The sequence below is a fragment of the Pseudomonas sp. FW305-E2 genome (genome assembly GCF_058782925.1).
Map to the genome: position 1 here is coordinate 449,384 of NZ_JBYSYE010000001.1, position 25,192 is coordinate 474,575.

At 61.9% G+C, this 25,192-nt stretch carries 23 protein-coding genes; 13 read left to right on the forward strand and 10 right to left on the reverse strand.

The window, feature by feature from the left end:
• Nucleotides 1–4: 4 nt before the first annotated feature.
• From AC3WLP_RS02300 to AC3WLP_RS02310, 3 genes are all read right to left on the reverse strand, one after another.
• Nucleotides 5–394, reverse strand: a complete 390-nt coding sequence (locus tag AC3WLP_RS02300) for a helix-turn-helix domain-containing protein (protein WP_064493177.1) — start codon at nt 392–394, stop codon at nt 5–7.
• A gap of 107 nt (nt 395–501) precedes the next feature.
• A complete protein-coding gene (locus tag AC3WLP_RS02305) occupies nt 502–945 on the reverse strand; it encodes a GNAT family N-acetyltransferase (RefSeq protein WP_014859042.1) in 444 nt (147 codons plus the stop codon).
• Nucleotides 946–955: 10 nt separating this feature from the next.
• Nucleotides 956–1,342 (reverse strand): DUF488 domain-containing protein, encoded by a 387-nt coding sequence (locus AC3WLP_RS02310; RefSeq protein WP_012051781.1) that lies wholly within the window; start codon nt 1,340–1,342, stop codon nt 956–958.
• Between the two features lie 128 nt (nt 1,343–1,470).
• Here AC3WLP_RS02310 and AC3WLP_RS02315 point away from each other — a divergent pair, with 128 nt between their 5' ends.
• A complete protein-coding gene (locus AC3WLP_RS02315; RefSeq protein WP_088512512.1) occupies nt 1,471–3,087 on the forward strand; it encodes an inorganic phosphate transporter in 1,617 nt (538 codons plus the stop codon).
• Nucleotides 3,088–3,267: 180 nt separating this feature from the next.
• On the opposite strand, the gene AC3WLP_RS02320 is transcribed toward AC3WLP_RS02315, so the two are convergent.
• From AC3WLP_RS02320 to AC3WLP_RS02330, 3 genes are all read right to left on the reverse strand, one after another.
• Complete coding sequence (locus AC3WLP_RS02320; protein WP_003251392.1) at nt 3,268–3,963, reverse strand: glutathione S-transferase N-terminal domain-containing protein; 696 nt, start codon at nt 3,961–3,963, stop codon at nt 3,268–3,270.
• Between the two features lie 87 nt (nt 3,964–4,050).
• Nucleotides 4,051–4,548, reverse strand: coding sequence for a PaaI family thioesterase (locus AC3WLP_RS02325; protein ID WP_014755926.1), 498 nt, complete (start codon nt 4,546–4,548; stop codon nt 4,051–4,053).
• A gap of 57 nt (nt 4,549–4,605) precedes the next feature.
• Nucleotides 4,606–5,988, reverse strand: coding sequence for an amino acid permease (locus AC3WLP_RS02330; RefSeq protein WP_003251396.1), 1,383 nt, complete (start codon nt 5,986–5,988; stop codon nt 4,606–4,608).
• Between the two features lie 257 nt (nt 5,989–6,245).
• On the opposite strand from AC3WLP_RS02330, the gene gcvA reads away from it, so the two are divergent.
• Nucleotides 6,246–7,142, forward strand: coding sequence for a transcriptional regulator GcvA (gene gcvA, locus AC3WLP_RS02335; protein ID WP_003251398.1), 897 nt, complete (start codon nt 6,246–6,248; stop codon nt 7,140–7,142).
• A 180-nt stretch (nt 7,143–7,322) separates the two neighbouring features.
• The gene (locus AC3WLP_RS02340) at nt 7,323–8,573 is read left to right on the forward strand and encodes a 2-aminoadipate transaminase (RefSeq protein WP_088512513.1); all 1,251 of its coding nucleotides are present in this window, start codon (nt 7,323–7,325) and stop codon (nt 8,571–8,573) included.
• 3 nt (nt 8,574–8,576) lie between these two features.
• On the opposite strand, the gene AC3WLP_RS02345 is transcribed toward AC3WLP_RS02340, so the two are convergent.
• A complete protein-coding gene (locus AC3WLP_RS02345) occupies nt 8,577–8,879 on the reverse strand; it encodes a hypothetical protein (RefSeq protein WP_014590324.1) in 303 nt (100 codons plus the stop codon).
• 246 nt (nt 8,880–9,125) lie between these two features.
• On the opposite strand from AC3WLP_RS02345, the gene AC3WLP_RS02350 reads away from it, so the two are divergent.
• Nucleotides 9,126–9,551, forward strand: a complete 426-nt coding sequence (locus AC3WLP_RS02350) for a hypothetical protein (protein ID WP_088512514.1) — start codon at nt 9,126–9,128, stop codon at nt 9,549–9,551.
• A gap of 73 nt (nt 9,552–9,624) precedes the next feature.
• The gene (fusA, locus tag AC3WLP_RS02355) at nt 9,625–11,736 is read left to right on the forward strand and encodes an elongation factor G (RefSeq protein WP_014755922.1); all 2,112 of its coding nucleotides are present in this window, start codon (nt 9,625–9,627) and stop codon (nt 11,734–11,736) included.
• Nucleotides 11,737–11,848: 112 nt separating this feature from the next.
• On the opposite strand, the gene AC3WLP_RS02360 is transcribed toward fusA, so the two are convergent.
• The 3 genes from AC3WLP_RS02360 to AC3WLP_RS02370 all read right to left on the reverse strand — a co-directional run bounded on the left by AC3WLP_RS02360 (nt 11,849) and on the right by AC3WLP_RS02370 (nt 16,313).
• Nucleotides 11,849–13,291 carry a SulP family inorganic anion transporter gene (locus tag AC3WLP_RS02360; RefSeq protein WP_003251409.1) on the reverse strand — a complete coding sequence of 481 codons (1,443 nt, stop codon included), beginning with the start codon at nt 13,289–13,291 and terminating at the stop codon, nt 11,849–11,851.
• A gap of 83 nt (nt 13,292–13,374) precedes the next feature.
• A complete protein-coding gene (locus AC3WLP_RS02365; RefSeq protein WP_088512515.1) occupies nt 13,375–15,084 on the reverse strand; it encodes a S8/S53 family peptidase in 1,710 nt (569 codons plus the stop codon).
• Between the two features lie 53 nt (nt 15,085–15,137).
• Nucleotides 15,138–16,313, reverse strand: a complete 1,176-nt coding sequence (locus tag AC3WLP_RS02370; protein ID WP_088512516.1) for an ATP-binding protein — start codon at nt 16,311–16,313, stop codon at nt 15,138–15,140.
• A gap of 125 nt (nt 16,314–16,438) precedes the next feature.
• Here AC3WLP_RS02370 and AC3WLP_RS02375 point away from each other — a divergent pair, with 125 nt between their 5' ends.
• The 8 genes from AC3WLP_RS02375 (at nt 16,439) to nuoF (ending at nt 25,175) form a co-directional block, all read left to right on the forward strand.
• Complete coding sequence (locus AC3WLP_RS02375) at nt 16,439–17,203, forward strand: secretin N-terminal domain-containing protein (protein ID WP_173879731.1); 765 nt, start codon at nt 16,439–16,441, stop codon at nt 17,201–17,203.
• Nucleotides 17,204–17,693: 490 nt separating this feature from the next.
• On the forward strand, nt 17,694–19,019 hold the full coding sequence (aceA, locus tag AC3WLP_RS02380) for an isocitrate lyase (RefSeq protein ID WP_012051772.1): 1,326 nt from the start codon (nt 17,694–17,696) through the stop codon (nt 19,017–19,019).
• 290 nt (nt 19,020–19,309) lie between these two features.
• Nucleotides 19,310–19,972 carry a lysoplasmalogenase gene (locus AC3WLP_RS02385; protein WP_178085880.1) on the forward strand — a complete coding sequence of 221 codons (663 nt, stop codon included), beginning with the start codon at nt 19,310–19,312 and terminating at the stop codon, nt 19,970–19,972.
• A gap of 383 nt (nt 19,973–20,355) precedes the next feature.
• The gene (locus AC3WLP_RS02390) at nt 20,356–20,769 is read left to right on the forward strand and encodes an NADH-quinone oxidoreductase subunit A (protein ID WP_003251427.1); all 414 of its coding nucleotides are present in this window, start codon (nt 20,356–20,358) and stop codon (nt 20,767–20,769) included.
• A 9-nt stretch (nt 20,770–20,778) separates the two neighbouring features.
• Nucleotides 20,779–21,456, forward strand: coding sequence for a NuoB/complex I 20 kDa subunit family protein (locus AC3WLP_RS02395; RefSeq protein ID WP_003251429.1), 678 nt, complete (start codon nt 20,779–20,781; stop codon nt 21,454–21,456).
• A gap of 79 nt (nt 21,457–21,535) precedes the next feature.
• Nucleotides 21,536–23,317, forward strand: coding sequence for an NADH-quinone oxidoreductase subunit C/D (gene nuoC, locus AC3WLP_RS02400; RefSeq protein WP_010954900.1), 1,782 nt, complete (start codon nt 21,536–21,538; stop codon nt 23,315–23,317).
• A 2-nt stretch (nt 23,318–23,319) separates the two neighbouring features.
• Nucleotides 23,320–23,817 (forward strand): NADH-quinone oxidoreductase subunit NuoE, encoded by a 498-nt coding sequence (gene nuoE / locus AC3WLP_RS02405; protein WP_012051770.1) that lies wholly within the window; start codon nt 23,320–23,322, stop codon nt 23,815–23,817.
• Nucleotides 23,814–25,175 (forward strand): NADH-quinone oxidoreductase subunit NuoF, encoded by a 1,362-nt coding sequence (gene nuoF, locus AC3WLP_RS02410; protein WP_010954901.1) that lies wholly within the window; start codon nt 23,814–23,816, stop codon nt 25,173–25,175. Before nuoE ends, nuoF begins: the two co-directional genes overlap by 4 nt.
• The last annotated feature ends 17 nt before the right edge of the window (nt 25,176–25,192 follow it).

Here is a 25,192-nt window from a genome sequence, read left to right on the forward strand (position 1 = left end):
GGGCCTAACGCATTGCTTCCGTCAGAAACGACTGACGTTGGACTGTGAGAGGCCGCACTATTTGCCGGGGCTTGGCGTCGTTGGCCAACCGCCCCAAAAGGTGCAAGAGCGCCGCCTGATCATCCGACCGCAATTTCCGAAAAGCCCCCAGCAAACCGGACTCATCCGTGTTCAAACCTTCGAGCGCTGCCGGGGTGCGCAGGCCGCTGAGGACATACAACGCATCCACGCCCCGGGTCGCCAATGCCGCCAGGTAATCTAGCCGCGGCGTGCGCTCACCGCTTTCGTACTTACCCTGAGCGTTGGGCTCGACCCCACCGATATCGCCAAATACACGCTGGGTCATACCCAGCCGCTCACGCTCTTCCCGCAGCCGTGGACCGATTCCGTTCATAGGGGCTTCTCCTTTTCCCTTATCCTCTCAAGTACGGCCTGCCCGCCTGCAGGCAGCCGTAAAGGTGTGGATCCACTATGCCCATGCTCTGCGGTCGCGACAAGCCATCATTTAGCTACTACGTTGATATCCCGCTGCATCCGCACAAAGCATTCGTCTTCACCCATTTCGATGAAGCCATGGCGCTGGTACAGCAGGCGGGCCGGGTTGCTGCGGAACACCATCAGCCGCAACAGGGGAAGGCACCGCTGCCTGGCCCACAGCGCCAGTTCTTCCAGCACCCAGCTACCGACCCCTCGCCCACGGTACTCAGGCAACAGGTGCAACTCGCGGATGAACAGCGCCTGGCGGTCCTGGCTGAGGCTGCAAAAACCCAACAGCGTGTCGCCTTCGATCACCAGCCACTGCTCGCGCCAGCCCCAGGCCGCGTCGAAGGCGTCCTCGATCCACAGCAGGTCGAATTCACGGTAGTAGGGCAACATGGCGCGGCGCGTAAGGTTGCGGGCGAAGGTGCAGTGGATGTCTTGGGCGGGAATCAACTGTAAGGGCATCGCATCGCGCTCATTGGGCATAACACACTGGCGAACTGCCAGGGCCACACCTGTCCAGTTCGTTTTCCAACCAGTCGGCCAGCACCCGGGCATTGTTGTGCTCGCTGTCCTTGCCAGCATAAAGCAATGTCAGCGTCCCCTTCCTGGCCATGTCCAGCAGCGGATACCAGTGTTCGGGGTGGGCCGCCAGCGCTTGCTGGTACCGCTGGGTAAAACCGGCGAAATCCACTTCACCCTGATGGAACGCCTTACGCAATTCATTCGAAGGTGCCACTTCGCGCAACCACTGCCCATGGAGGTCATCCTTGCGCTTGTTGCGCGGCCAAAGGCGGTCGACCAGTACACGCTGGCCATCTTCATCCTCAACCGCATCATAGACACGTTTGCAGCGAATCATGGGCGTCTCCTGCCATTACCGTCCGTCTTGAGCCTAGATAATTCATTGATCGAGGTCACGGCCGGGTTACGAATTGTTTCTATGCTCAAGGCCTTCGGCACTTTCGCCCAACGCCAACCGGAGCCCCCATGGCAACCCCGTCAGTGGCCAGCAGCCCACTACTGGCCAAACACGACGCTCGCCCGCAGCTCTCCCACAAACCTGGGCGTGCCACCTTAACGTTGTTCTTCAGCCTGCTGCTGGCGGGTATCGCCTACACCGCCTGGAGCCTCAAGCAGGATGTGACCGCAAGCGGTACGGTCATTACCACGACCACACCGTTCCTTCTGCTGGGCCTGGCGCTGGTGATTGCCCTGGGCTTCGAGTTCGTCAACGGCTTCCACGACACTGCCAACGCGGTAGCCACCGTGATATACACCCATTCGTTGCCGGCGCCGGTAGCGGTGGTGTGGTCTGGGTTGTGCAACTTCCTGGGCGTGCTTTTTTCCAGTGGCGCGGTGGCCTTCGGCATCATCGCCCTGCTACCGGTAGAACTGATTCTACAGGTGGGTTCTTCGGCCGGCTTCGCCATGGTCTTCGCCCTGCTGCTGGCGGCGATCATCTGGAACCTTGGCACTTGGTGGCTGGGCCTGCCGGCATCGTCCTCGCACACCCTGATTGGCTCGATCATCGGCGTGGGCGTGGCCAATGCGCTGATGCATGGGCGTGACGGCACCAGCGGCGTGGACTGGGCCCAGGCCAGCAAGGTGGGTTATGCCCTGCTGTTCTCACCGCTGATCGGTTTTGCTTGCGCAGCCCTGCTGCTGCTGGTCCTGCGCGCGCTGGTCAAACGCAAGGCACTTTACCAGGCACCGGAAGGCCAAACACCGCCACCGTGGTGGATCCGCAGCCTACTGATTCTGACCTGCACCGGGGTCTCTTTTGCCCACGGCTCCAACGATGGCCAGAAAGGCATGGGGCTGATCATGCTGATTCTGGTCGGCACCCTGCCGATGGCTTATGCGTTGAACAAGACCATGCCCAACGCGCAGGCCCTGCAGTTTTCCGCCGTCGCCGAGGTGACCCGCCAGGCACTGGTGCGCAGCAACCCGCAAGCGGCCCCGGATGACCCGCGCCAGGTGCTTACCCTGTTCATTGCCCAGCCCAAGGCCAGCCCGCACCTGGTACCGGCATTGGCGGCGCTGACCGGGATGATCGGCGAAGAGGTCAAAGGCTATGGCTCGCTCAAACGCGTACCGGCTGAAGCCATGGCCAACGTGCGCAACGACATGTACCTGACCAGTGAAGCCATCCGCCTCATGGAGAAAAACCACCTGGTGACATTCGATGCCGACACCCGCAGCCAAGTGCAGTTGTTCAAGGCCCAGCTGGACGACGCCACCCGCTATATTCCGTTGTGGGTGAAGGTGGCTGTAGCCATCGCGCTCGGGCTGGGGACCATGGTTGGCTGGCGGCGTATTGTGGTCACCGTTGGCGAGAAGATCGGCAAGACCCACCTCAGCTATGCCCAAGGCGCATCGGCTGAAGTGGTGGCGATGTGCACCATTGGCGCGGCGGATATGTTCGGGTTGCCGGTGTCGACCACGCATGTGCTGAGTTCGGGGGTGGCCGGCGCCATGGTCGCCAATGGGTCGGGGATTCAGAAACGCACGTTGTTCAATCTGCTGATGGCCTGGGTGCTGACCCTGCCAGCGGCAATGCTGTTGGCTGGCAGCCTGTACTGGCTGCTGAACCACATCTTCTGAACCCGTACGCCGCCTTCTGTAGGAGCGGGTTTACCCGCGAATACGGTAGCGGCGGCAACCGTGAACGGCGGGTGGAGATTGGCCAGCAGGGCCGGCCCTTTCGCGGGTAAACCCGCGCCTACGGGCGACCGCGCAGGCCTTTCAACGTTTGCACAAGGCAGTTGTCCCTACACAGGTTGATCAGCCCGGGATTTTCAGGCCACGCTGCACGGCTGGCCGTTCGAGGAAATTCGCCAGCACGCGCTGCACTTCCTTGAACTGGTCGAAGCCCACCAGGTCACGGGCGTTGTAGCGCTCCACCAGGTTGCGCACCCAAGGGAAGATGGCGATGTCGGCAATGCTGTATTCCTCAGCCATCCACTGCCGACCTTTCAAATGCCGATCCAGCACGCCCAGCAGCCGCTTGGACTCGTTGACATAGCGGTCGCGCGGGCGCTTGTCTTCATATTCCTTGCCCGCAAAGAAATGGAAGAACCCGACCTGGCCGAACATCGGCCCGATGCCGCCCATCTGGAACATCAGCCACTGCAGGGTCTGGTAGCGCTGGGCGGGGTCCTGGCTGAGCAGCTGGCCGCTCTTCTCCGCCAGGTACTGCAAGATCGCACCCGACTCGAACAGCGGCAGCGGCTGACCGCCCGGCCCGTTCGGGTCGAGGATGGCGGGGATCTTGTTGTTCGCGCTGAGCGAGATGAACTCGGGGCTCAATTGGTCATCGTTGTCGAAGCTGACCTTGTGCGCCTCGTAAGCCAAGCCAATCTCTTCGAGCATGATCGACACCTTCACCCCGTTGGGCGTCGGCAGCGAGTACAACTGCAGGCGTTCGGGATGTTTGGCGGGCCATTTGCGGGTAATGGGGAAAGCACTGAGTTCGGTCATGATCAACCTTGCCAAGGGAATGAGCCTGTCACTCTAGAGACATCCCCAGCCGCTGACCATCACCGACCACTCATCAGCGTTGGCAGCTCAGGCCTGGCCGTGGGCCTTGAGCTTGAGCTTTTCGGTATCGACGCGGACAAACACGGAATCGGCCGTCACCGTCAGTACATCCTCTGCCCAGACTTCGCAGATGACCCGGCTCTTGCGCCCCACTTCGCCTTCGACACGCGCCTTGAGCAACAGCTCGACACCCATCGGCGTAGGTTTCAGGTAGGTCAGGTTGAGCGTGCCGGTAACGCAGTCGATACGCGGCAGGCTGCCCGGTTCTCGGCCTTCGTTACGGTAGTGGTAGGCCATCGCCGTCCAGTTGGAGTGGCAGTCGACCAGCATCGCCAGCAGGCCACCGTAAACCAGGCCAGGCCAGCCAATGAAGGTACTGTCGGGCGAGTGCCGGCACACCAGGTGAACACCGTCGGCGTCCCAGTGGCTTTGCAGGTGCAGGCCGCTGGGGTGGGAACAGCCGCAGCCATAGCAAGTACCCTCAGGGGCCGCGAGGGCTTGAAGGGAAAGGGTGTGCTCAGTCATACGCTTCCTGTGCTTGTTGGAATGGGGGCGCGCAACGCCCCCATTAAAGCAGAAACATCAGACCGTCTGGGCAACCATCTTCGTACGCCGCTGGGTCAGTGAAACCAGCAGGATGAACGCGGTCACCCCGGCAGTCATCAGCGTCTCATAGCGGTAGGCGTCGCTGAACAGCATGTAGCCCAGCACCATGACGATGGTGCCGATCACCAGCCAGGTCAGCCATGGGAACAGCCACATCTTCAGTTCCAGCGGGCGCCCTTCACGCTCGGCACGGGCACGCATGCGCAGCTGCGACACGGCAATGACCAGGTACACCAGCAAAGCGATGGCGCCAGTGGTCGACAGCAGGAAGCCAAACACCTTGCCCGGGAACACATAGTTGACGAGGCAGCCAGCGAAACCCGCCAGGGTCGAGAAGATCACTGCCACGGTCGGCACGCCGGAACCGGAGATGCGCTTGGTCACGCTCAGCGCCTGGCCACGCGCACCAAGCGAATAGAGCATGCGCGACGCCGTGTACAGCCCCGAGTTCATGCAACTTGTCACCGCCACCAGCACCACCAGGTCAACCAGCAACTTGGCGCCCGGCACGTTCAGCACTTCCAGTACACGCTGGAACGACCCTACGGCTTTCAGCCCGGGGTCGTTCCAGGCCACCAGCGACACCACCAGGAAGATCGACGCCAGGTAGAAGATGGCGATGCGGTACACCACCAGGTTGGTGGCGCGGCGAATCTTGTCTTTCGGGTTGGCGGTTTCGTCCGCCGCGATGGTGACGATTTCGGCACCGAAGAACGAGAAGATGGTGATCAGCACGCCCCCAAGCACCGTCCCGAACCCATTGGGCATGAAACCACCGCTGTCCCACAGTCGGCTGACCCCGGAGACCTCGGCCAGCGGCCAGAAACCGAACACCGCCAAGGTGCACACCCCGATGAAGCCAATGATCGCGACCACCTTGACCAACGCGAACCAGTACTCGAAAGCACCGAAGTTCTTCACGCTGACCAGGTTGGTGCCCGACAGCACCAGCATGATCAGGAAGGCGAACAGCCAGGACGGCACGCCAGGGAAGTAGGCATGCAGGATGTCAGCACCGGCAATGGCTTCCACCGGAATGATCAACACCCAGAACCACCAGTACAGCCAGCCAATGGTAAAGCCCGCCCAAGGCCCGATGGCCTCCGAGGCGTAGGTGGAAAAAGAGCCGCTGTTGGGGTTTGCGATGGCCATTTCACCCAGCATGCGCATCACCAGCAAGACCAGCAGGCCAGTCATGGCGTAGGAGATGAGGATGGCCGGGCCGGCGGTGGCAATGGCGTTGGAGGACCCGATGAACAGCCCGGCGCCGATGATGCCGGCAATGGAGATCATGGAAACCTGACGGGAAGTCAGGCCGTGCTGCAGTGAGCGCTGTTTCTTGTTGTCTTGCGAAGCCATGGAGAACCCTCGAATGGGTCGGCCGCAGCAAAGCGGCTGAAGGTCTGAGCAGAATTCTTATAAATTTCTGATGTGTGTTGTTGTTGTTTTTTGCAGATGACCGAAGCGGGTATTGACCTCCTCTTCGCATGACCGGTTGTAATCGTTGATCCAGGTCAGTATTAATCTATAGGCCGGGGTCAACAAACGACCTTTTCGAACCACATAATTCCTTTATGGAATGAACTCCTTCTTTTTTTGCTCGGTATTTGCCCGTCATGTCCAAACGCCTGATGCCTTCGACCACCGCCCTTCAGTGCTTCGAAGCGGCCGCTCGCCACCTCAGCTTCACCCGCGCGGCCCAGGAACTGCACCTGACCCAGAGCGCCGTCAGCAAGCAGGTCGCGCAGCTTGAAGACATGCTCTCGCACTCGCTGTTCCAGCGCATTCGCCGGCGCCTGCACCTGACCCCGGCCGGCGCGCTGTACCTCACCGAAGTGAACAAGATCCTCACCCAGATCGACATATCCAGCCGCTATATCCTCAGCTACGGCGACGAAACCGAAGTGCTGCGCATCGCCACCCAGCCGACCTTCGGCGCGCGCTGGCTGGTGCCCCGGCTCAAGGGTTTTGGTGACCGCTACCCACGCATTCACCTGGATGTGCGCAACGAGCTGGAGCCATTCGACCTGGTACAGGCCAAGGCTGACGTCGCCTTTTTCTTCGGCCAGGGCACCTGGCCCGGGGCGACCTGCATCGAGTTGTTCAGCGAAGAAGTGGTGCCGGTGTGCAGCCCGCAGCTGCTGGCCAGCCACCGTTTCGACAGCGCCCAGGCATTGACTGAGCACCGCCTGTTGCAATGCGTGTCGCGGCCGGAGGCCTGGCATGAGTGGTTCCTGGGGCTTGGGTTGCATAGCCAGAACAGCTACCACGGGCCGCGCTTCGACACGTTCTACCTGTGTATCCGCGCGGCCATCTCCGGCTGCGGCATAGCCCTGATTCCCCGCTATCTGGTGGCCGAAGAGCTGAGCGAAGGCAAGCTGGTGGTGGCCTGGGACCACCCTGTGGCAAGCAACGGGAGGCACTTCATTGCGCATGCCGAGCATGCGGCCGAAGTGCCCAAGATCAGGGCCTTCGTGCAGTGGATCCGGGAGCGGGTGGCTGAAGGCGATTGATTTGACCTGCCCTGGCCTCTGGTAGGAGCGGGCTTGCCCGCGAAGAGGCCGGCACAGCCAACCCAAAAAACCGGCCAGATCACGAATCCATGGAATGATCGCAATCGAATAATTCGTTTGCGGAATAACCCGCCGACACGCTTGGATAATAAGAAACTCGAACAAGGTCCGCGTGCCCCCATGAACCAGGAAAGTATCAGCCAATCCATTGCCATCGTTCACCCGATCACACTTTCCCATGGCCGTAATGCCGAAGTCTGGGACACTGACGGCAAACGTTACATCGACTTCGTCGGCGGTATCGGCGTGCTCAACCTGGGCCACTGCAACCCCGCTGTAGTCGAGGCCATCCAGGCTCAGGCCACCCGCCTGACCCACTACGCCTTCAACGCGGCCCCTCACGGCCCGTACCTGGCCCTGATGGAGCAACTGAGCCAGTTTGTGCCAGTCAGCTACCCACTGGCCGGCATGCTCACCAACAGCGGCGCGGAAGCGGCGGAAAACGCCCTGAAAGTGGCCCGCGGCGCCACCGGCAAACGCGCCATCATCGCGTTCGACGGCGGCTTCCATGGCCGCACCCTGGCCACCCTGAACCTCAATGGCAAGGTCGCCCCCTACAAGCAGCGGGTCGGCGAACTGCCCGGGCCGGTGTACCACCTGCCCTACCCGGGCGCGGATACCGGGGTTACCTGCGAACAGGCACTCAAGGCCATGGATCGCCTGTTCAGCGTCGAGCTGGCCGTGGAGGACGTCGCGGCGTTCATCTTCGAGCCGGTGCAGGGTGAAGGCGGCTTCCTTGCCCTGGACCCGGCCTTCGCCCAGGCCCTGCGCCGCTTCTGCGACGAGCGTGGCATCCTGATCATCATCGACGAGATCCAGTCGGGCTTCGGCCGCACCGGCCAGCGCTTCGCGTTTCCGCGCCTGGGTATCGAGCCCGACCTGCTGCTGCTGGCCAAGAGCATCGCTGGCGGTATGCCGCTGGGTGCAGTGGTCGGGCGCAAGGAATTGATGGCGGCGCTGCCCAAGGGCGGCCTGGGTGGCACCTATTCAGGCAACCCGATTGCCTGTGCGGCGGCCTTGGCCAGCCTGGCGCAGATGACCGACGAAAACCTAGCAACCTGGGGTGAACGGCAGGAACAGGCCATCGTCAGCCGTTATGAGCGCTGGAAGGCTTCGGGCCTGAGCCCGTACATCGGCCGCCTGACCGGCGTGGGCGCCATGCGAGGGATCGAGTTCGCCAATACCGATGGCAGCCCGGCACCGGCACAACTGGCCAAGGTGATGGAAGCGGCCCGCGCCAAGGGCCTGCTGCTGATGCCCAGCGGCAAGGCGCGGCACATCATTCGCCTGCTGGCACCGCTGACCATCGAGGCCGAGGTACTCGAGGAAGGGCTGGATATCCTCGAGCAGTGCCTGGCAGAACTGAACTGAGGCTTACAGGCCGAGTTCTTCCGGGGTAAGCATGTCGGACTCGAAGGCGATCCAGCCGCCTTCCAGTTCGGCATGGCCGTTGACGATCGGGCCGTAATAGGTCAGGCCGTTCTCCAGGGTTACGCAAATGTGCGTTGCCGGTTTCTCAGGGGCCGCGAGCGTACCGACGAAATGCACCTTCTTCAGGGTTTCGGTCACCGCTTCCAGGCCCACGCGCATCTTGGGGTTTTCCGAAGCCTCGGTATCTCCGCCACGGTCTTCAGCGCTGATGGTCACGGTGGCGATGTACGGGTACTTGATGCTCAAACGGGGTTACCTCAGTGGGTGTATAGGCGTACGGGCGCGTAGAGTACGGCAGGCCGTCTCTGTTGTCTCTACTGGCCTCTTCGCGGGCACGCCCGCTCCCACGGGGATCGCATGTTGCTCAGGGTACGCAGGGCACCTGTGGGGGGCGGGTCTGCCTGGGAAGAGCCGGGCCTGCAACAGGTGATCTGAATGCCCCGATCTGTTAGGGTGCCCGCCGATGCACGCCACACCACACGAGGATCCCGAGTGAGCGCCGAAGAACCCCTGATCGCCGACCTGTTCGAAGTCGACAAACGCCTGTCCCTCAAGCCCGTCGTGGACTTCAACAGCTACCTGCGCAACGCCTTCGGCGAGGGCCCATGCCGCTGCCACCGCTGCGTGGAAGGCGCCGACCAAAGCACCTACAGCCACGCGCACAACTTCACCTTCGAAGGCCGCCAGTGGCACCGCCGGTTCGCCACCACCGCCGGCAGCGACGTCGCCCAGGTGTTGAAAAAAGCCTGGCTGTCGTACACCAAGGCTGATCTCAACCTGGTCGGCGCGCTGGACCAGACCACCCTCAAGACCTTCACCGAGGCCGCCCTGCACACGCGCCTGCTGGCCTTGCTGCCGGCCAGCGGCCTGGCCCGTGAAGTAGATGGCCAGTGGATGCTGCAAGCCCAGGCCGACTGACAGCCCGGTGGCAGGGCAGGATTCCACCGGTCTGCTAACTTGGTGGAATCCGTCCACCCACAGGTAGTCCGCCATGGCCCGCACAACGCCCATCGAGCTGTACCGCAATATCGGCATCGTCGCCCACGTGGATGCCGGCAAGACCACGACCACCGAGCGGATCCTGTTCTACACCGGGGTCAACCACAAGATGGGCGAAGTGCACGATGGCGCGGCGACCATGGACTGGATGGCCCAGGAGCAGGAACGCGGCATCACCATCACCTCGGCGGCGACCACAGCATTCTGGCAAGGCTCGACCAAGCAGTTCGCCCACAAGTACCGTTTCAACATCATCGACACCCCAGGCCACGTCGATTTCACCATCGAGGTGGAGCGCTCATTGCGCGTGCTCGATGGCGCGGTCGTGGTATTCAGCGGCGCGGACGGCGTCGAGCCGCAGTCCGAGACAGTCTGGCGCCAGGCCAACAAGTATCACGTGCCACGCTTGGCCTACATCAACAAGATGGACCGCCAGGGGGCCGACTTCCTGCGCGTGGTCAAGCAGATCGATCAGCGCCTGGGGCACCACCCGGTGCCCATCCAGCTGGCCATCGGCAGCGAAGAAAACTTCATGGGCCAGATCGACCTGGTGAAGATGAAGGCCATCTACTGGAACGATGCCGACCAGGGCACCAGCTACCGCGAAGAAGAAATCCCCGCCGAACTGAAGGCTCTGGCCGACGAATGGCGCGCGCACATGATCGAAGCTGCGGCCGAGGCCAATGACGAGCTGACCATGAAGTTTCTCGATGGCGAGGAGCTGAGCGTCGAAGAGATCAAGGCCGGGTTGCGCCAGCGCACCATCGCCAACGAAATCGTGCCGACCATCCTCGGCTCCTCTTTCAAGAACAAGGGCGTGCCGCTGATGCTCGATGCGGTAATCGATTACCTGCCCGCCCCCTCGGAAATTCCTGCCATCCGCGGCACCGACCCGGACGATGAAGAAAAGCACCTGGAACGGCACGCCGACGACAAAGAGCCGTTCTCGGCACTGGCTTTCAAGATCGCCACCGACCCGTTCGTCGGCACCCTCACCTTCGCCCGCGTTTATTCCGGCGTGCTCAGTTCAGGCAATGCGGTACTCAACTCGGTCAAAGGCAAGAAGGAACGCATCGGCCGCATGGTGCAGATGCATGCCAACCAGCGTGCCGAAATCAAGGACGTGTGCGCAGGCGACATCGCCGCACTGATCGGCATGAAGGACGTGACCACCGGCGATACCCTGTGCGACATGGACAAACCGATCATCCTCGAACGCATGGACTTCCCTGACCCGGTAATTTCCGTGGCCGTGGAGCCGAAGACCAAAGCCGACCAGGAAAAAATGGGCATCGCCCTTGGCAAGCTGGCCCAGGAGGATCCGTCATTCCGCGTGCGTACCGACGAAGAGACCGGGCAGACCATCATCTCGGGCATGGGCGAGTTGCACCTGGACATCATCGTCGACCGCATGCGCCGCGAGTTCAACGTCGAGGCCAACATCGGCAAGCCGCAGGTGGCCTACCGGGAAAAAATCCGCAATACCTGCGAGATCGAGGGGCGTTTCGTGCGCCAGTCCGGTGGCCGTGGCCAATACGGCCATTGCTGGATCCGTTTCGCCCCCGGTGATGAAGGCAAAGAAGGCCTGGAGTTCATCAACGAGATCGTCGGCGGCGTGGTACCCCGCGAGTACATCCCGGCAATCCAGAAGGGTATCGAAGAGCAAATGAAGAACGGCGTGCTTGCCGGCTACCCCCTGATCAACCTCAAGGCCGCCGTGTTCGACGGCTCGTACCACGATGTCGACTCCAACGAGATGGCCTACAAGATCGCCGCGTCAATGGCCACCAAGCAGTTGTCGCAGAAAGGCGGCGCAGTGTTGCTGGAGCCGGTGATGAAGGTAGAGGTGGTGACGCCCGAGGAATATCAGGGCGACATCCTCGGCGACTTGAGCCGACGTCGCGGCATGATCCAGGACGGTGATGAAACACCGGCTGGCAAGGTGATACGTGCCGAAGTGCCGTTGGGTGAAATGTTCGGCTACGCCACCTCGATGCGCTCGATGACCCAGGGCCGGGCCAGCTTCTCGATGGAGTTCACCCGCTATGCCGAGGCCCCGGCGAGCATTGCCGATGGCATCGTCAAGAAGAGCCGCGGAGAGTAAGCAGTTCTCCTGTGCCGGCCTCTTCGCGGGTAAACCCGCGCCTACAGGGGTATGCGATCCCCCGTAGGCGCGGGTTTACCCGCGAAGAAACCGACACAGACACCAACAGTTTTCAGTGCTGCTCGCCCGCCCGCTTCAACAGCTTCTTGCACCGCTCGGACAAATGCACCACGCGCAAATGCTTGCCCGCCTTGGCATAGCGCTCGCGCAGGGTTTTCAGCGCCGCAACCGCCGAATAGTCGACAAAGCTCAAATGCTGGCAATCCAGCGTGACCTGGGCCGGGTCCCCGGCCGTGTCGAACTGGTTGAGGAACGAGGTGGTCGAGGCAAAGAACAGCGTGCCATGCAGCTGATAACGCTTGCCGCCCTCCGCGTCCTCATGGGTGTCGGCATACAGCTCCCGCGCATGCTGCCAGGCAAAGTTGAGCGCCGCGATGATGATACCGAACAGCACTGCCATGGCCAGGTCGGTCAGCACCGTGACCACGGTCACCGCCACGATCGCCAGCACATCATTCACCGGCACCTTGTGCAACACCCGCAACGACGCCCAGGCAAAGGTCTGCTGGGCCACCACGAACATCACCCCAACCAGCGCCGCCAGGGGAATGCGCTCGATCAGCGGCGACAGGAACAGCACGAACAGCAGAATCATTACCCCGGCCACTACCCCCGACAACCGGCCCCGGCCATTGGAGCTGAGGTTGATCACCGTCTGCCCGATCATCGCGCAGCCGCCCATGCCGCCGCACAGGCCCGACACCATGTTCGCAGCGCCCAATGCCACACACTCGCGGTCCGGGAAGCCACGGCTCTCGGTGATCTCATCGGTCAGGTTGAGGGTGAGCAGGGTTTCCAGCAGGCCGACCATGGCCATCAGCACCGCGTAGGGGGCGATGATCTTCAGGGTTTCCAGATTCCAGGGCACCTCCGGCAGCGCCAGCCCTGGCAGGCCACCGGCGATATGCGCCATGTCGCCCAGGGTGCGGGTAGGCAGCCCTAGCACGTACACCAGCAGGCCAACACCGAGGATCGCCACCAAGGCCGGCGGCACCGCACGGGTCAGTTTCGGCAGCACATAAACCACCGCCATGGTCAGCGCGACCAGGCCGATCATCAGGTACAGCGGCGTGCCACTGAGCCAGTGTTCGCCGTCCTTGAAATGCTCCAGCTGAGCCATGGCGATGACGATGGCCAGGCCGTTCACGAAGCCAAGCATGACCGGGTATGGCACCAGGCGCACCAGTTTGCCCAGGCGCAGCAGGCCGAACAGGATCATCACCACACCGCCCAGCAGCACCGTGGCCAGCAGGTACTGCACGCCGTGCTGCACCACCAAGGCGACGATCACCACCGCCATCGAGCCGGCAGCGCCTGAGATCATCCCCGGCCGCCCGCCGAACAGCGCCGTCAGGGTACAAATGATGAACGCGCCATACAGGCCCATCAGCGGGTTGAGATGGGCCACCAGGGCAAAGGCGATGCACTCGGGGACCAAGGCAAACGAGGTGGTAAGGCCGGCGAGCAGGTCGGCGCGTAGTCGGGCGGGCTTCATGGGCTTCCTGTGGTGCAGTCCTGACGGACGTTAGAAAAACGAGGGGCGCGATGTTACGGAATTTGTCTGACAGCGGCCACCGCTCAACGCACCCGTTCCAGGCTCTGCACGGCCAGGTCCAGCGCACGCTGCATGTCCAGGCGCGCCGAACGGCCCAGGTCCGGGTCGTTCAGGCGGCCACCACGCTCTGAGGGCAGGATCGGCGCCGTCAGGTCTTCGGCATCCATCGCTTCAAAATCCTGCTCGGCGCCCAGGGTCAAGGCACTGCGCCGCAACAGCATGCGCACCTGTTCCGGGGTAAGTGCCGGGTTGATCGACAGCATCGTCGCCACAGTGGCAGTCACCAAGGGTGTTGCGTACGACGTGCCGCAATGCGCAGCCTCGGCAGACACTGGGCGTATGCAAGCAGCAGCACTGACGTCCACGCGCATGTCGATATTGGAACTGTGACGCTTGCGCACGTGATCGTGGGCTTCAACTGCCGTAGCCTTGTCACTGCGCTGATGCCCGCCCACCACCAGCAATTGTTCGGTGATGAATGACGAAGGCAGGCGATATTCATCGGTCCCCGACCAGGACGCACCATTGCCCGCCGAATTCACCACGACCACATCAGGGTGCTCCTTGCGCAGCCAGAGGAAGAACTCCTCAAGTAACTCCTCGTAGCCACTCATTGCCAGCCCGGAGCGCACCAGCGAATCGACCTCATCACCCTTCACATTGCGTGCCCCGACCCGGTGAATGCCCCAGCTCCAGTTCAGCACCCGCACGCCATCTTCGACCAGGTTCACCGAGGCAGCGATGTTGGCGGTGATACCGGCATCCGAGTTGCGCTCTACCACCACCTCGAAGCCAGGGCTGTGCTTGCCCAGCCCTGGCAAAAAGCCCTCACCCTGCCCAGCGAGAATGCCTGCGACATGGCTGCCGTGGCTTGCCGGGCGATTACCGTCGCGAGCGTAGAGGCATGTCTGGCCTTGTTCGCAGCCCCCTCGATAATGGCTGAACCCCGGGGCGTCAAAGTCCACTTCGCGCTCGATTACCCCGACCCGCACGGGCTTCACCGGCAAGCGAGAAGCGGCAATCCGGCGCCGGTAGAAATACAGCGCGTCCATGAAGCGGTTGGCGGCCCATTCGTCCGCCTGGTCGATGGCCCGGGTGCTGCGCCCATTGCCCTCCTCCCCGCGCTCGGGGCCGGACTCTTCGACAATCACGGCATCCACGCTGACTTCACTGCCCATGCGCAGGACCATCGCATCGCGCTGCACCAGGTCATCTACCGGCAAGCGCAGCTGGTAGACATTCAGCGGCGGTATGGCACCGACAACCTGGGCGCCGTATTTGCCGGCGATGCGCCGGGCCTCGTCGAGGCCGTCGTATTTTTCTTCGATCAACAGGCTGACCAGATCGACATAGGTGGTCAGGCCATCCATGTTCTTCGCCACTTCATCGGGCCCTGCGGCGATCACATGACTGCGTTGGCGGGTCAGCCATACCGGGTTGCTGGTGCGGCCGCCATCGGCCAGCCAGAGCGGGGCGCTGCGCTGGGCTTTTCTCGCCAGTTTCAGCGTTAGCCGGTCACCCTGGCGCTCGATATCGGCTTCTGACAGCCGCGTACCGCCGAGCCATACCGTTGGCAGATTTGCCCGGAGCCCTTCGACACGCAGGCACCATCGCTGCTGGCTATCGCTGAACAAGTCGCCGCAACGCTGCAGCTGCTTGATGCGCAGCGTGTCCGCTGCAGCCTGTGCACCAAGACTGCAAAGCCATAACAGCAAGATCAGGACACCCTTCATGCAATCACCCCACGCGCTCCCTGTGAGTGCGACTTACGGGGCACCTCAAAGGTTCACCTGTGGCCGGCGACTGCCTGGTCGCGGGCGAGCCATTCGGCCATGGAAGTATCCTCCAACGCGTACTCGCCACGATTGGCCTTCCATACCAGCTCCTTGTCGCGCAGGGCATCGAGGGCCTTCTGTACGTTTGCCGTGTTGACGTTGGCTACCGCCTGGGCCTGCTCCAGCTTGCGGCTGACCTCAACCAGGGTTTGCTCGGTAAACGGGGAAAACGGCTGCCGGCCCAGCGTGCGCTCGGCCATGACCTCTAGCACGGCCTGCTGCAACGGCGTAAGTTCGTTCCAAGCGCTTTCGTAGTCACTCCACACCCCGGCTTGATGGTTCAGCGCCCCATTGCGCAGCAGTTCACCCAGGTTGCCCGCCTCACCCAGGCCGACACTGACTTCGGCCAACAGTTTGTTGAGCATTTCCGGGCGCCGGCCGACCAATTCGAACGCGTATGCCAGGTCCTCTACCTTGAACTGGTTACTGTCGGCCAGGCGACGGTTCCACAAGGCGGTGATGAATTCGACATATTCACGCCCCAGCAACGGAAATGGCGTGATGCTTGCACCAAAGAATGGCTGCTTGCTCTTGAGTACCAGGTTGGCCAGCTTGTCGCGACTAGAGCCCGTGAACACTAGGCGCAAGCCGTCCGGACGGTCGCCACGGTTAAGGTGGTCACGCGCGGCTTTCAGCGCGAACATCGCATTAAGGCCATCTTCGCTGTTAAGGGCGTGCTGAGCCTCGTCGATGATCAGTACTACCAACTGCCCTGACACTTGATGCAACACGGCAAGTGCCTGGGCCAGGGTAGTACCCGCAGGCAGTTGCGGGCGGGTGAAATCCCAGCTCAGGGTGCGCAGCAGGTTGATCTTGTCGACACCGGCCTTTTTCGCCGTCCTGGCCAGCGCACCTTCGAATCTGGCCAGCGCAGTACCGATGGCGCCGCTGATGAGCTGCGCAGGGGCGGCGTTGCGATCCGACCACAGGTCGACGTAAACCGGTAGCCAGCCGCGCTGTACGCATTCCGGTATGAAGTCGTTGTTGAGGAAGGTGCTCTTGCCCGTACGCCGGGGCGCGGCCAGGAACATGCCCGAGCTGTAATCGACCAACGACTCGCCGGCCAGGTCTTGGGCCAGTGCGGTGGCCAACTGATGACGGCGTAGGAGCGGGCGAACGGGAGACATGCAATTAACCTCAATTATCTTGCCTACTATAATTTATAGCCTACAAGATAAACCAGGATAATACGACCGTCCGCAACAGTGCCGGCGTGATCCAGATCCGGCAAAAAGTCAGCAAATTTGCCATCATGTTGATTCCACCTGCGGAGATCATGGACATGCCGCTACGCCCCCTTTTCACCTCCCTGTTGCTGGTCGCCAGCCTCACCGCCCATGCCGCCACCGAGGTGGTGCCACTTCAGCATCGCAGCAGCGCCGAACTGCTGCCCGCCCTGCAGGCGTTCATCGGCAAGGACGGCACGGTCAGCGCCTTCGAGAACAAACTGATCGTCAACGCCAGCCCCGAGCGCATCGACGACCTGCGCGCCCTGCTGCAACAGCTGGATACCGCGCCCAAGCGCCTGCTGATCAGCGTCGACAACAACGACAGCAACTTCCAGGACAACCGCGGCAACGCACGCGTCATTCACTACGGCACCAGCAACCGCGACGGCGGCATGCAGCAGGTACAAGCCAGCGAAGGGCAACCGGCACTGATCCAGGTAGGCCAGAGCATCCCCATTACCAGCACCAGCACAGACGGCTATGGGCGCATTCAGAGCAACACCGAATACCGCAACGTGACCCAAGGCTTCTACGTGACCCCCAGCCTGAGCGGCGAAACGGTTCGTCTGCAAATAAGCAGCAATAATGACCGTATCAGCCATGAACGTGCAGATGTAGTGAAAGTACAAAGTACCGACACGACAGTCACGGGCAAGCTCGGCGAGTGGATCACCCTGGCGGGGTTCAACCAGCAGAGCCAAGCCGATCGCAGCGCATCAAGCCATACGTACAGCACCCAACGGGGTGAAAACATGACATTGCGGGTCAAAGTCGACCTTGTTGACTGATACCAGGCAATTCAAGGCTTCGACCAAAGGCCTTGAAACTGACTGCCAAGTCGCATTAGACCAAAGATGTAGTAAGTACAAAAAAGCACTACAAAACATTTGACAGGGTCTTTTTCCCAAGGGCATGATGGCCTCGCTCCCGCTAATCAGGGGCCCTGGCAAGGGCCTTCGAGGCGTGCTCCTCCCACCCCTGGAGGCGCCTCGTGTCTATACGGCCCACAAGGCGGTTCGACGGGATTGCGACTGCAACGAAGAAGTTGTCCCGAGGGACGGAAGCGCATCACCGCAGTACTGGCAATCGCGTCGCACCGCAGCAAGGCAACCACGAGCCGACCTGCCGGAGCACACCTTCGCCTGGTCTGCCCACCCTTCCCCTTCGAGCCTTCGCGTTCGCCGCCGCATTCCTGCGAACAGGACAGCCGCCAGGCACCTGATCTGCTCCGAGCATCAGCACAATTAACCCAAGATCGATGCGACGAGGTTTATTTCCATGGCACTGACACGCGAACAGCAAATTGCAGCCCTCGAGAAAGACTGGGCCGAAAACCCGCGCTGGAAAGGCGTGACCCGTACCTACACCGCCGCTGATGTCGTTCGCCTGCGTGGCTCCGTGCAACCTGAGCACACCTTTGCGCGTCAGGGCGCAGAAAAACTGTGGAAGCTGGTCACCGAAGGTGCCCACCCGTCCTTCCGCCCCGAAAAAGATTTCGTCAACTGCATGGGCGCCCTGACGGGCGGCCAGGCTGTACAGCAGGTCAAGGCCGGCATCCAGGCCATCTACCTGTCCGGCTGGCAGGTTGCCGCCGACAACAACTCGGCCGAGTCGATGTACCCTGACCAGTCGCTGTACCCGGTCGACTCGGTACCGACCGTGGTCAAACGCATCAACAACGCGTTCCGCCGCGCCGACCAGATCCAGTGGAAAGCCGGCAAGAACCCGGGCGACGAAGGGTACATCGACTACTTCGCGCCCATCGTGGCCGACGCCGAAGCCGGTTTCGGTGGCGTACTGAACGCCTACGAGCTGATGAAGAACATGATCGAAGCAGGCGCCGCCGGCGTGCACTTCGAAGACCAGCTGGCCTCGGTTAAAAAATGCGGCCACATGGGCGGCAAGGTGCTGGTGCCGACTCAGGAAGCCGTACAGAAGCTGGTGGCCGCTCGCCTGGCCGCTGACGTGTCGGGTGTACCGACCATCATTCTGGCCCGCACCGACGCCAACGCCGCCGACCTGCTGACCAGCGACTGCGACCCGTACGACCAGCCGTTCGTGGTTGGCGAGCGCACCCGCGAAGGCTTCTACAAGGTCCGTGCCGGCCTCGATCAGGCCATTGCCCGCGGCCTGGCCTATGCCCCGTACGCCGACCTGATCTGGTGTGAAACCGCCAAGCCGGACCTGGACGAAGCCCGTCGCTTCGCCGAGGCGATCAAGAAGGAGTACCCGGACCAGATCCTGTCGTACAACTGCTCGCCTTCCTTCAACTGGAAGAAAAACCTGGACGACGCCACCATCGCCAAGTTCCAGCGCGAACTGTCGGCCATGGGTTACAAGCATCAGTTCATCACCCTGGCCGGCATCCACAACATGTGGCACGGCATGTTCAACCTGGCGCACGACTACGCCCGCAACGACATGACCGCCTACGTGAAGCTGCAGGAGCAGGAATTCGCTGACGCCAGCAAGGGCTACACCTTCGTGGCGCACCAGCAGGAAGTGGGCACTGGCTACTTCGACGACATGACCACCGTGATCCAGGGTGGCGCTTCGTCGGTGACTGCACTGACCGGCTCGACCGAGGAAGAGCAGTTCCACTGATAGTGGGTTGCGGTTGAACTAAGGCCCGGGGCTTGTGAAAGCTCCGGGCCTTTGTTTTTACCCGAGAAAGGGCCGGGCCTGCTGGCCAATTTTTACCAGCCGTTCACCGTTGCCGCCGCTACCGTATTCGCGGGTAAACCCGCTCCTACACTAATCGGAAGGAGACACACATCGGCGATTGGGCGCAGGCCGCTGCAGGAACGGGTTTACCCCCGAAAGGGCCGGCACAGGCCGCAGCAAAACCCCGGATCAGGGCTATGCTTGTGGCAGCCCAGCAGCAAGGACCGTCCATGCCTCGTCCAAGCCACCTGATGATTCTCGCCCTGACCGCCGCTGCCCTCTATCTATATGCACTGGCCAGCGACAACACCCTGCTCGCCCTCATGACCAAACCCATCCCGGTGCTGGCCTTGATTGCCTGGCTGCGCAGCACCCCGGTTTCGCCTTATCGCACATGGATCTCGATCGGCCTGGCCTTCTCGGTACTCGGCGACATCCTGCTGGCCATCCCCGCCGACCTGTTCGTGTTCGGCTTGGCTGCTTTCCTTTGTGCCCACCTTGCTTACCTGCGCGGCTATTGCGGCATTACCCTGCGCCCCGCCCTGCCCGCACTGATCTTCAGCGCAATCACGGGCATCGCGCTGCTCGGTGTACTGGCCAGCCACAGCCTCGGCCCGTTGCTGATCCCGGTAGCGCTCTACGCCCTGGCCATCAGCGCCATGCTCTGGCGCGCACTGGCCTGCGGGGGAGTGGCAGCCCTGGGTGCCGGCCTGTTCGTGTTCTCCGACAGCCTGATCGGCATCGACCGCTTCGTCAGCCCGTTCGCCGCCGCACCGTACCTGATCATCCTCGCCTACTGGCTCGGCCAATGGGCCATCACTTCATCAGTCAGTCATCGCTCAACCGATAAAGTATTGACCCAGAGCGGTGCACGCAGGACCGAGAGCTGCTAGAACAAGGGTTTTTTGCAATTGCAAGTAGGGGGAATCGCCCGATGAACTTTACAAGGCACAGAAGAGCCAAATTCAACGGCAGCAGCTCAAATGATATTAATTATCATTACAGGAGTTGCAATTCGTTACCTGCAGCAAGAAACATAATTAACAAAACCGCGCGTAATGCCCGAATTTCAAGGCTCTCAGCCAGTTACGAACGGTTTTTGTACTTAATCCTACGAATAAATTTGCGACAGAAATTTTACTTGCACCAGGTTTACCCATAAAATCAGCGCGATTGATCCGGCTGCGACATTTGGTCACTGCATGTGCGACGCCAAGTCGCCGCTCTACACTTATTTCAGACTGCAGAGCTGGGTCTCTGTATAAGGATTTCTAGCATGTCCGATTCGGCAGGACTCATCGCCCACAACTGGGGCTTTGCCATCTTCCTCCTGGGTGTCGTCGGCCTGTGCGCCTTCATGCTCGGCCTGTCCAGCCTGCTCGGTAGCAAGGCTTGGGGCCGCGCCAAGAACGAACCCTTCGAATCCGGCATGCTGCCCGTAGGCAGCGCGCGCCTGCGCCTGTCCGCCAAATTCTATCTGGTCGCGATGCTGTTCGTGATCTTCGATATCGAAGCCCTCTTTCTCTTTGCATGGTCTGTGTCCGTCCGCGAAAGCGGCTGGACCGGATTCGTCGAAGCACTCGTTTTCATAGCAATTCTGTTGGCAGGTCTTGTCTACCTATGGCGCGTCGGGGCACTTGATTGGGCTCCCGAAGGTCGCCGCAAGCGGCAAGCGAAGCTGAAACAATGAGGCTTTGGCATGCAATACAATCTCACCAGAATCGATCCGGATGCGCCCAACGAGCAGTACCCGGTCGGTGAACGGGAAACCGTCACCGATCAACTGCTAGAGGACCAGGTCCACAAGAACATCTTCATGGGCAAACTCGAAGATGTGCTGCGTGGTGCGGTCAACTGGGGTCGCAAGAACTCCCTCTGGCCGTACAACTTCGGCCTGTCCTGCTGCTACGTGGAAATGACCACGGCCTTCACGGCACCCCACGACATCGCCCGCTTCGGCGCCGAAGTCATCCGGGCCTCGCCGCGTCAGGCCGACTTCATGGTCATTGCCGGTACCTGCTTCGTGAAGATGGCGCCGATCATCCAGCGCCTGTACGAGCAGATGCTCGAACCAAAATGGGTCATTTCCATGGGTTCGTGCGCCAACTCCGGTGGCATGTACGACATCTACTCGGTCGTTCAGGGGGTCGACAAGTTCCTCCCCGTGGACGTCTATGTGCCTGGCTGCCCGCCACGCCCTGAGGCTTTCCTGCAAGGCTTGATGCTGTTGCAGGAGTCGATCGGCCAAGAACGACGCCCGCTTTCCTGGGTTGTTGGTGATCAAGGTATTTACCGTGCCGAGATGCCAGCCCAGAAAGACCTGCGTCGTGAGCAGCGCATTGCAGTAACCAACCTGCGCAGCCCCGACGAAGTCTGATCCAGCGACCTGCCGCCCGCTCCCGAAGGAGCCGGCGGCCTGGCTTCATTCTTAACGTTGACCCAAAGCGACCGAGACCATGACAGCGGACAACGCTATTTTCATTCCGCCCTACAAGGCTGACGACCAGGATGTGGTCGTCGAACTGAACAACCGTTTTGGCGCCGACGCATTCGTCGCCCAGGAGACCCGCACCGGCATGCCCGTGCTGTGGGTAAAACGCGCCCAGCTCAAAGAGGTGCTCAGCTTCCTGCGCGGCGTCGCCAAGCCTTACAGCATGCTGTACGACCTGCATGGCGTCGACGAGCGCCTGCGCACCCAGCGCCGTGGCCTGCCAGCCGCCGATTTCAGCGTGTTCTACCACCTGTTGTCGATCGAGCGTAACAGCGATGTGATGATCAAGGTGTCGCTCAGCGAAGGCGACCTGAACCTGCCGACCGTGACGGGCATCTGGCCAAACGCCAACTGGTACGAGCGCGAAGTCTGGGACATGTTCGGCATCGACTTTGCCGGCCACCCGCACCTCAGCCGCATCATGATGCCGCCGACCTGGGAAGGTCACCCGCTGCGCAAGGACTACCCTGCCCGTGCGACCGAGTTCGACCCCTACAGCCTGACCCTGGCCAAGCAGCAGCTTGAAGAGGAATCGGCACGCTTCAACCCGGAAGCCTGGGGCATGAAACGTCAGGGCGCCAACGAGGACTACATGTTCCTCAACCTCGGCCCCAACCACCCTTCGGCGCACGGTGCGTTCCGTATCGTCCTGCAGCTGGACGGTGAAGAAATCGTCGACTGCGTACCGGACATCGGCTACCACCACCGTGGCGCCGAAAAAATGGCCGAGCGCCAGTCCTGGCACAGCTTCATCCCCTATACCGACCGTATCGATTACCTCGGCGGGGTGATGAACAACCTGCCGTACGTGCTTGCGGTAGAGAAGCTGGCCGGCATCAAGGTGCCGCAGAAGGTCGACGTGATTCGCATCATGCTGGCCGAGTTCTTCCGCATCACCAGCCACCTGCTGTTCCTGGGTACCTACATCCAGGACGTCGGCGCCATGACCCCGGTGTTCTTCACCTTCACCGACCGCCAGCGCGCCTACACCGTGATCGAAGCGATCACCGGTTTCCGCCTGCACCCGGCCTGGTACCGCATCGGTGGCGTCGCCCACGACCTGCCACGTGGCTGGGACAAGCTGGTCAAGGACTTTGTCGAGTGGCTGCCCAAGCGCCTCGACGAATACACCAAGGCCGCCCTGCAAAACAGCATCCTCAAGGGCCGTACCATCGGCGTTGCCGCGTACAACACCAAGGAAGCGCTGGAATGGGGCACCACCGGTGCCGGCTTGCGTGCCACCGGTTGCAACTTCGACCTGCGTAAAGCCCGTCCTTACTCCGGCTACGAAAACTTCGAGTTCGAAGTACCGCTGGCCCACAACGGCGATGCCTACGATCGCTGCATGGTCCGTGTCGAGGAGATGCGTCAGAGTATCCGCATCATCGACCAGTGCCTGCGCAACATGCCGGAAGGCCCGTACAAGGCGGATCACCCGCTGACCACGCCGCCGCCGAAAGAGCGCACCCTGCAGCACATCGAAACCCTGATCACGCACTTCCTGCAAGTCTCGTGGGGCCCGGTCATGCCGGCCAACGAGTCGTTCCAGATGATCGAAGCGACCAAGGGCATCAACAGTTACTACCTGACGAGCGATGGCGGCACCATGAGCTACCGCACCCGGATCCGCACCCCGAGCTACCCGCACCTGCAGCAGATCCCTTCGGTGATCAAAGGCAGCATGGTTGCCGACCTCATTGCGTACCTGGGCAGTATCGACTTCGTTATGGCTGACGTGGACCGCTAAGCATGAACAGCACGCTTATCCAGACAGACCGTTTCGCCCTGAGCGAAACCGAGCGCTCGGCCATCGAGCACGAAATGCATCACTACGAGGACCCGCGCGCGGCGTCCATCGAAGCCCTGAAGATCGTCCAGAAGGAGCGTGGCTGGGTGCCGGACGGCGCCATTCACGCCATCGGCGAAGTGCTGGGCATTCCGGCCAGCGACGTCGAGGGTGTCGCCACCTTCTACAGCCAGATCTTCCGCCAACCGGTCGGCCGCCACATCATCCGCGTGTGCGACAGCATGGTCTGCTACATCGGCGGCCATGAGTCGGTCGTCAACCAGATCCAGAGCGAGCTGGGCATCGGCCTCGGCCAGACCACCGCCGACGGCCGTTTCACCCTGCTGCCCGTGTGCTGCCTGGGCAACTGCGACAAGGCCCCGGCACTGATGATCGACGACGACACCTTCGGTGACGTGCAGCCGGCTGGCGTTTCCAAACTGCTGGAGGGTTACGTATGACCATTACTTCCTTCGGCCCGGCCAACCGCATCGCGCGCTCGGCCGAAACCCACCCGCTGACCTGGCGCCTGCGTGACGACGGCGAGCCGGTCTGGCTGGCCGAGTACGAATCGAAGAACGGCTACGCCGCAGCCCGCAAGGCGCTGGCGCAAATGTCCGCCGACGACATCGTGCAGAGCGTCAAGGACTCCGGCCTCAAAGGCCGTGGCGGCGCAGGCTTCCCCACTGGCGTGAAGTGGGGCCTGATGCCCAAAGACGAATCCATGAACATCCGCTACCTGCTGTGCAACGCGGACGAAATGGAGCCGAACACCTGGAAGGACCGCATGCTGATGGAGCAACAGCCCCATCTGCTGGTCGAGGGCATGCTGATCAGCGCCCGCGCCCTGAAGGCCTACCGCGGCTACATCTTCCTGCGTGGCGAGTACACCACCGCAGCGAAAAACCTCAACCGCGCCATCGATGAAGCCAAGGCCGCCGGCCTGCTGGGCAAGAACATCCTGGGCAGCGGTTTCGATTTCGAGCTGTTCGTGCACACCGGTGCCGGCCGCTACATCTGCGGTGAAGAAACCGCGCTGATCAACTCGCTGGAAGGCCGCCGCGCCAACCCGCGCTCCAAGCCGCCCTTCCCTGCCGCCGTTGGCGTGTGGGGCAAGCCGACGTGCGTGAACAACGTCGAGACCCTGTGCAACGTCCCGGCCATCGTCGCCAACGGCAACGACTGGTACAAGTCGCTGGCCCGCGAAGGCAGCGAAGACCATGGCACCAAGCTGATGGGCTTCTCCGGCAAGGTAAAGAACCCAGGCCTGTGGGAACTGCCATTTGGCGTTACCGCACGCGAATTGTTCGAAGACTACGCCGGTGGCATGCGTGATGGCTTCAAGCTCAAGTGCTGGCAGCCAGGCGGCGCCGGTACCGGCTTCCTGCTGCCTGAGCACCTCGATGCGCAAATGTACGCCGGTGGCATCGCCAAGGTCGGCACCCGTATGGGTACTGGCCTGGCCATGGCGGTCGACGACAGCATCAACATGGTGTCGCTGCTGCGCAACATGGAAGAGTTCTTTGCCCGCGAATCGTGCGGCTGGTGCACCCCATGCCGTGACGGCCTGCCGTGGAGCGTGAAGATGCTGCGCGCGCTGGAAAACGGCCAAGGCCGCGCCGAGGACATCGAGACGCTGCTGGGGCTGGTCAACTTCCTCGGCCCGGGCCGTACCTTCTGTGCTCACGCACCGGGTGCCGTCGAGCCGCTGGGCAGTGCCATCAAATACTTCCGCTCGGAGTTCGAGGCCGGTGTGGCGCCAGAAAGCGCTGCCACCCTGCGCCCCGACCTGGCGAAGCCGATCGTGGTCGGCGCATAACAAGATGATTAGGCGGG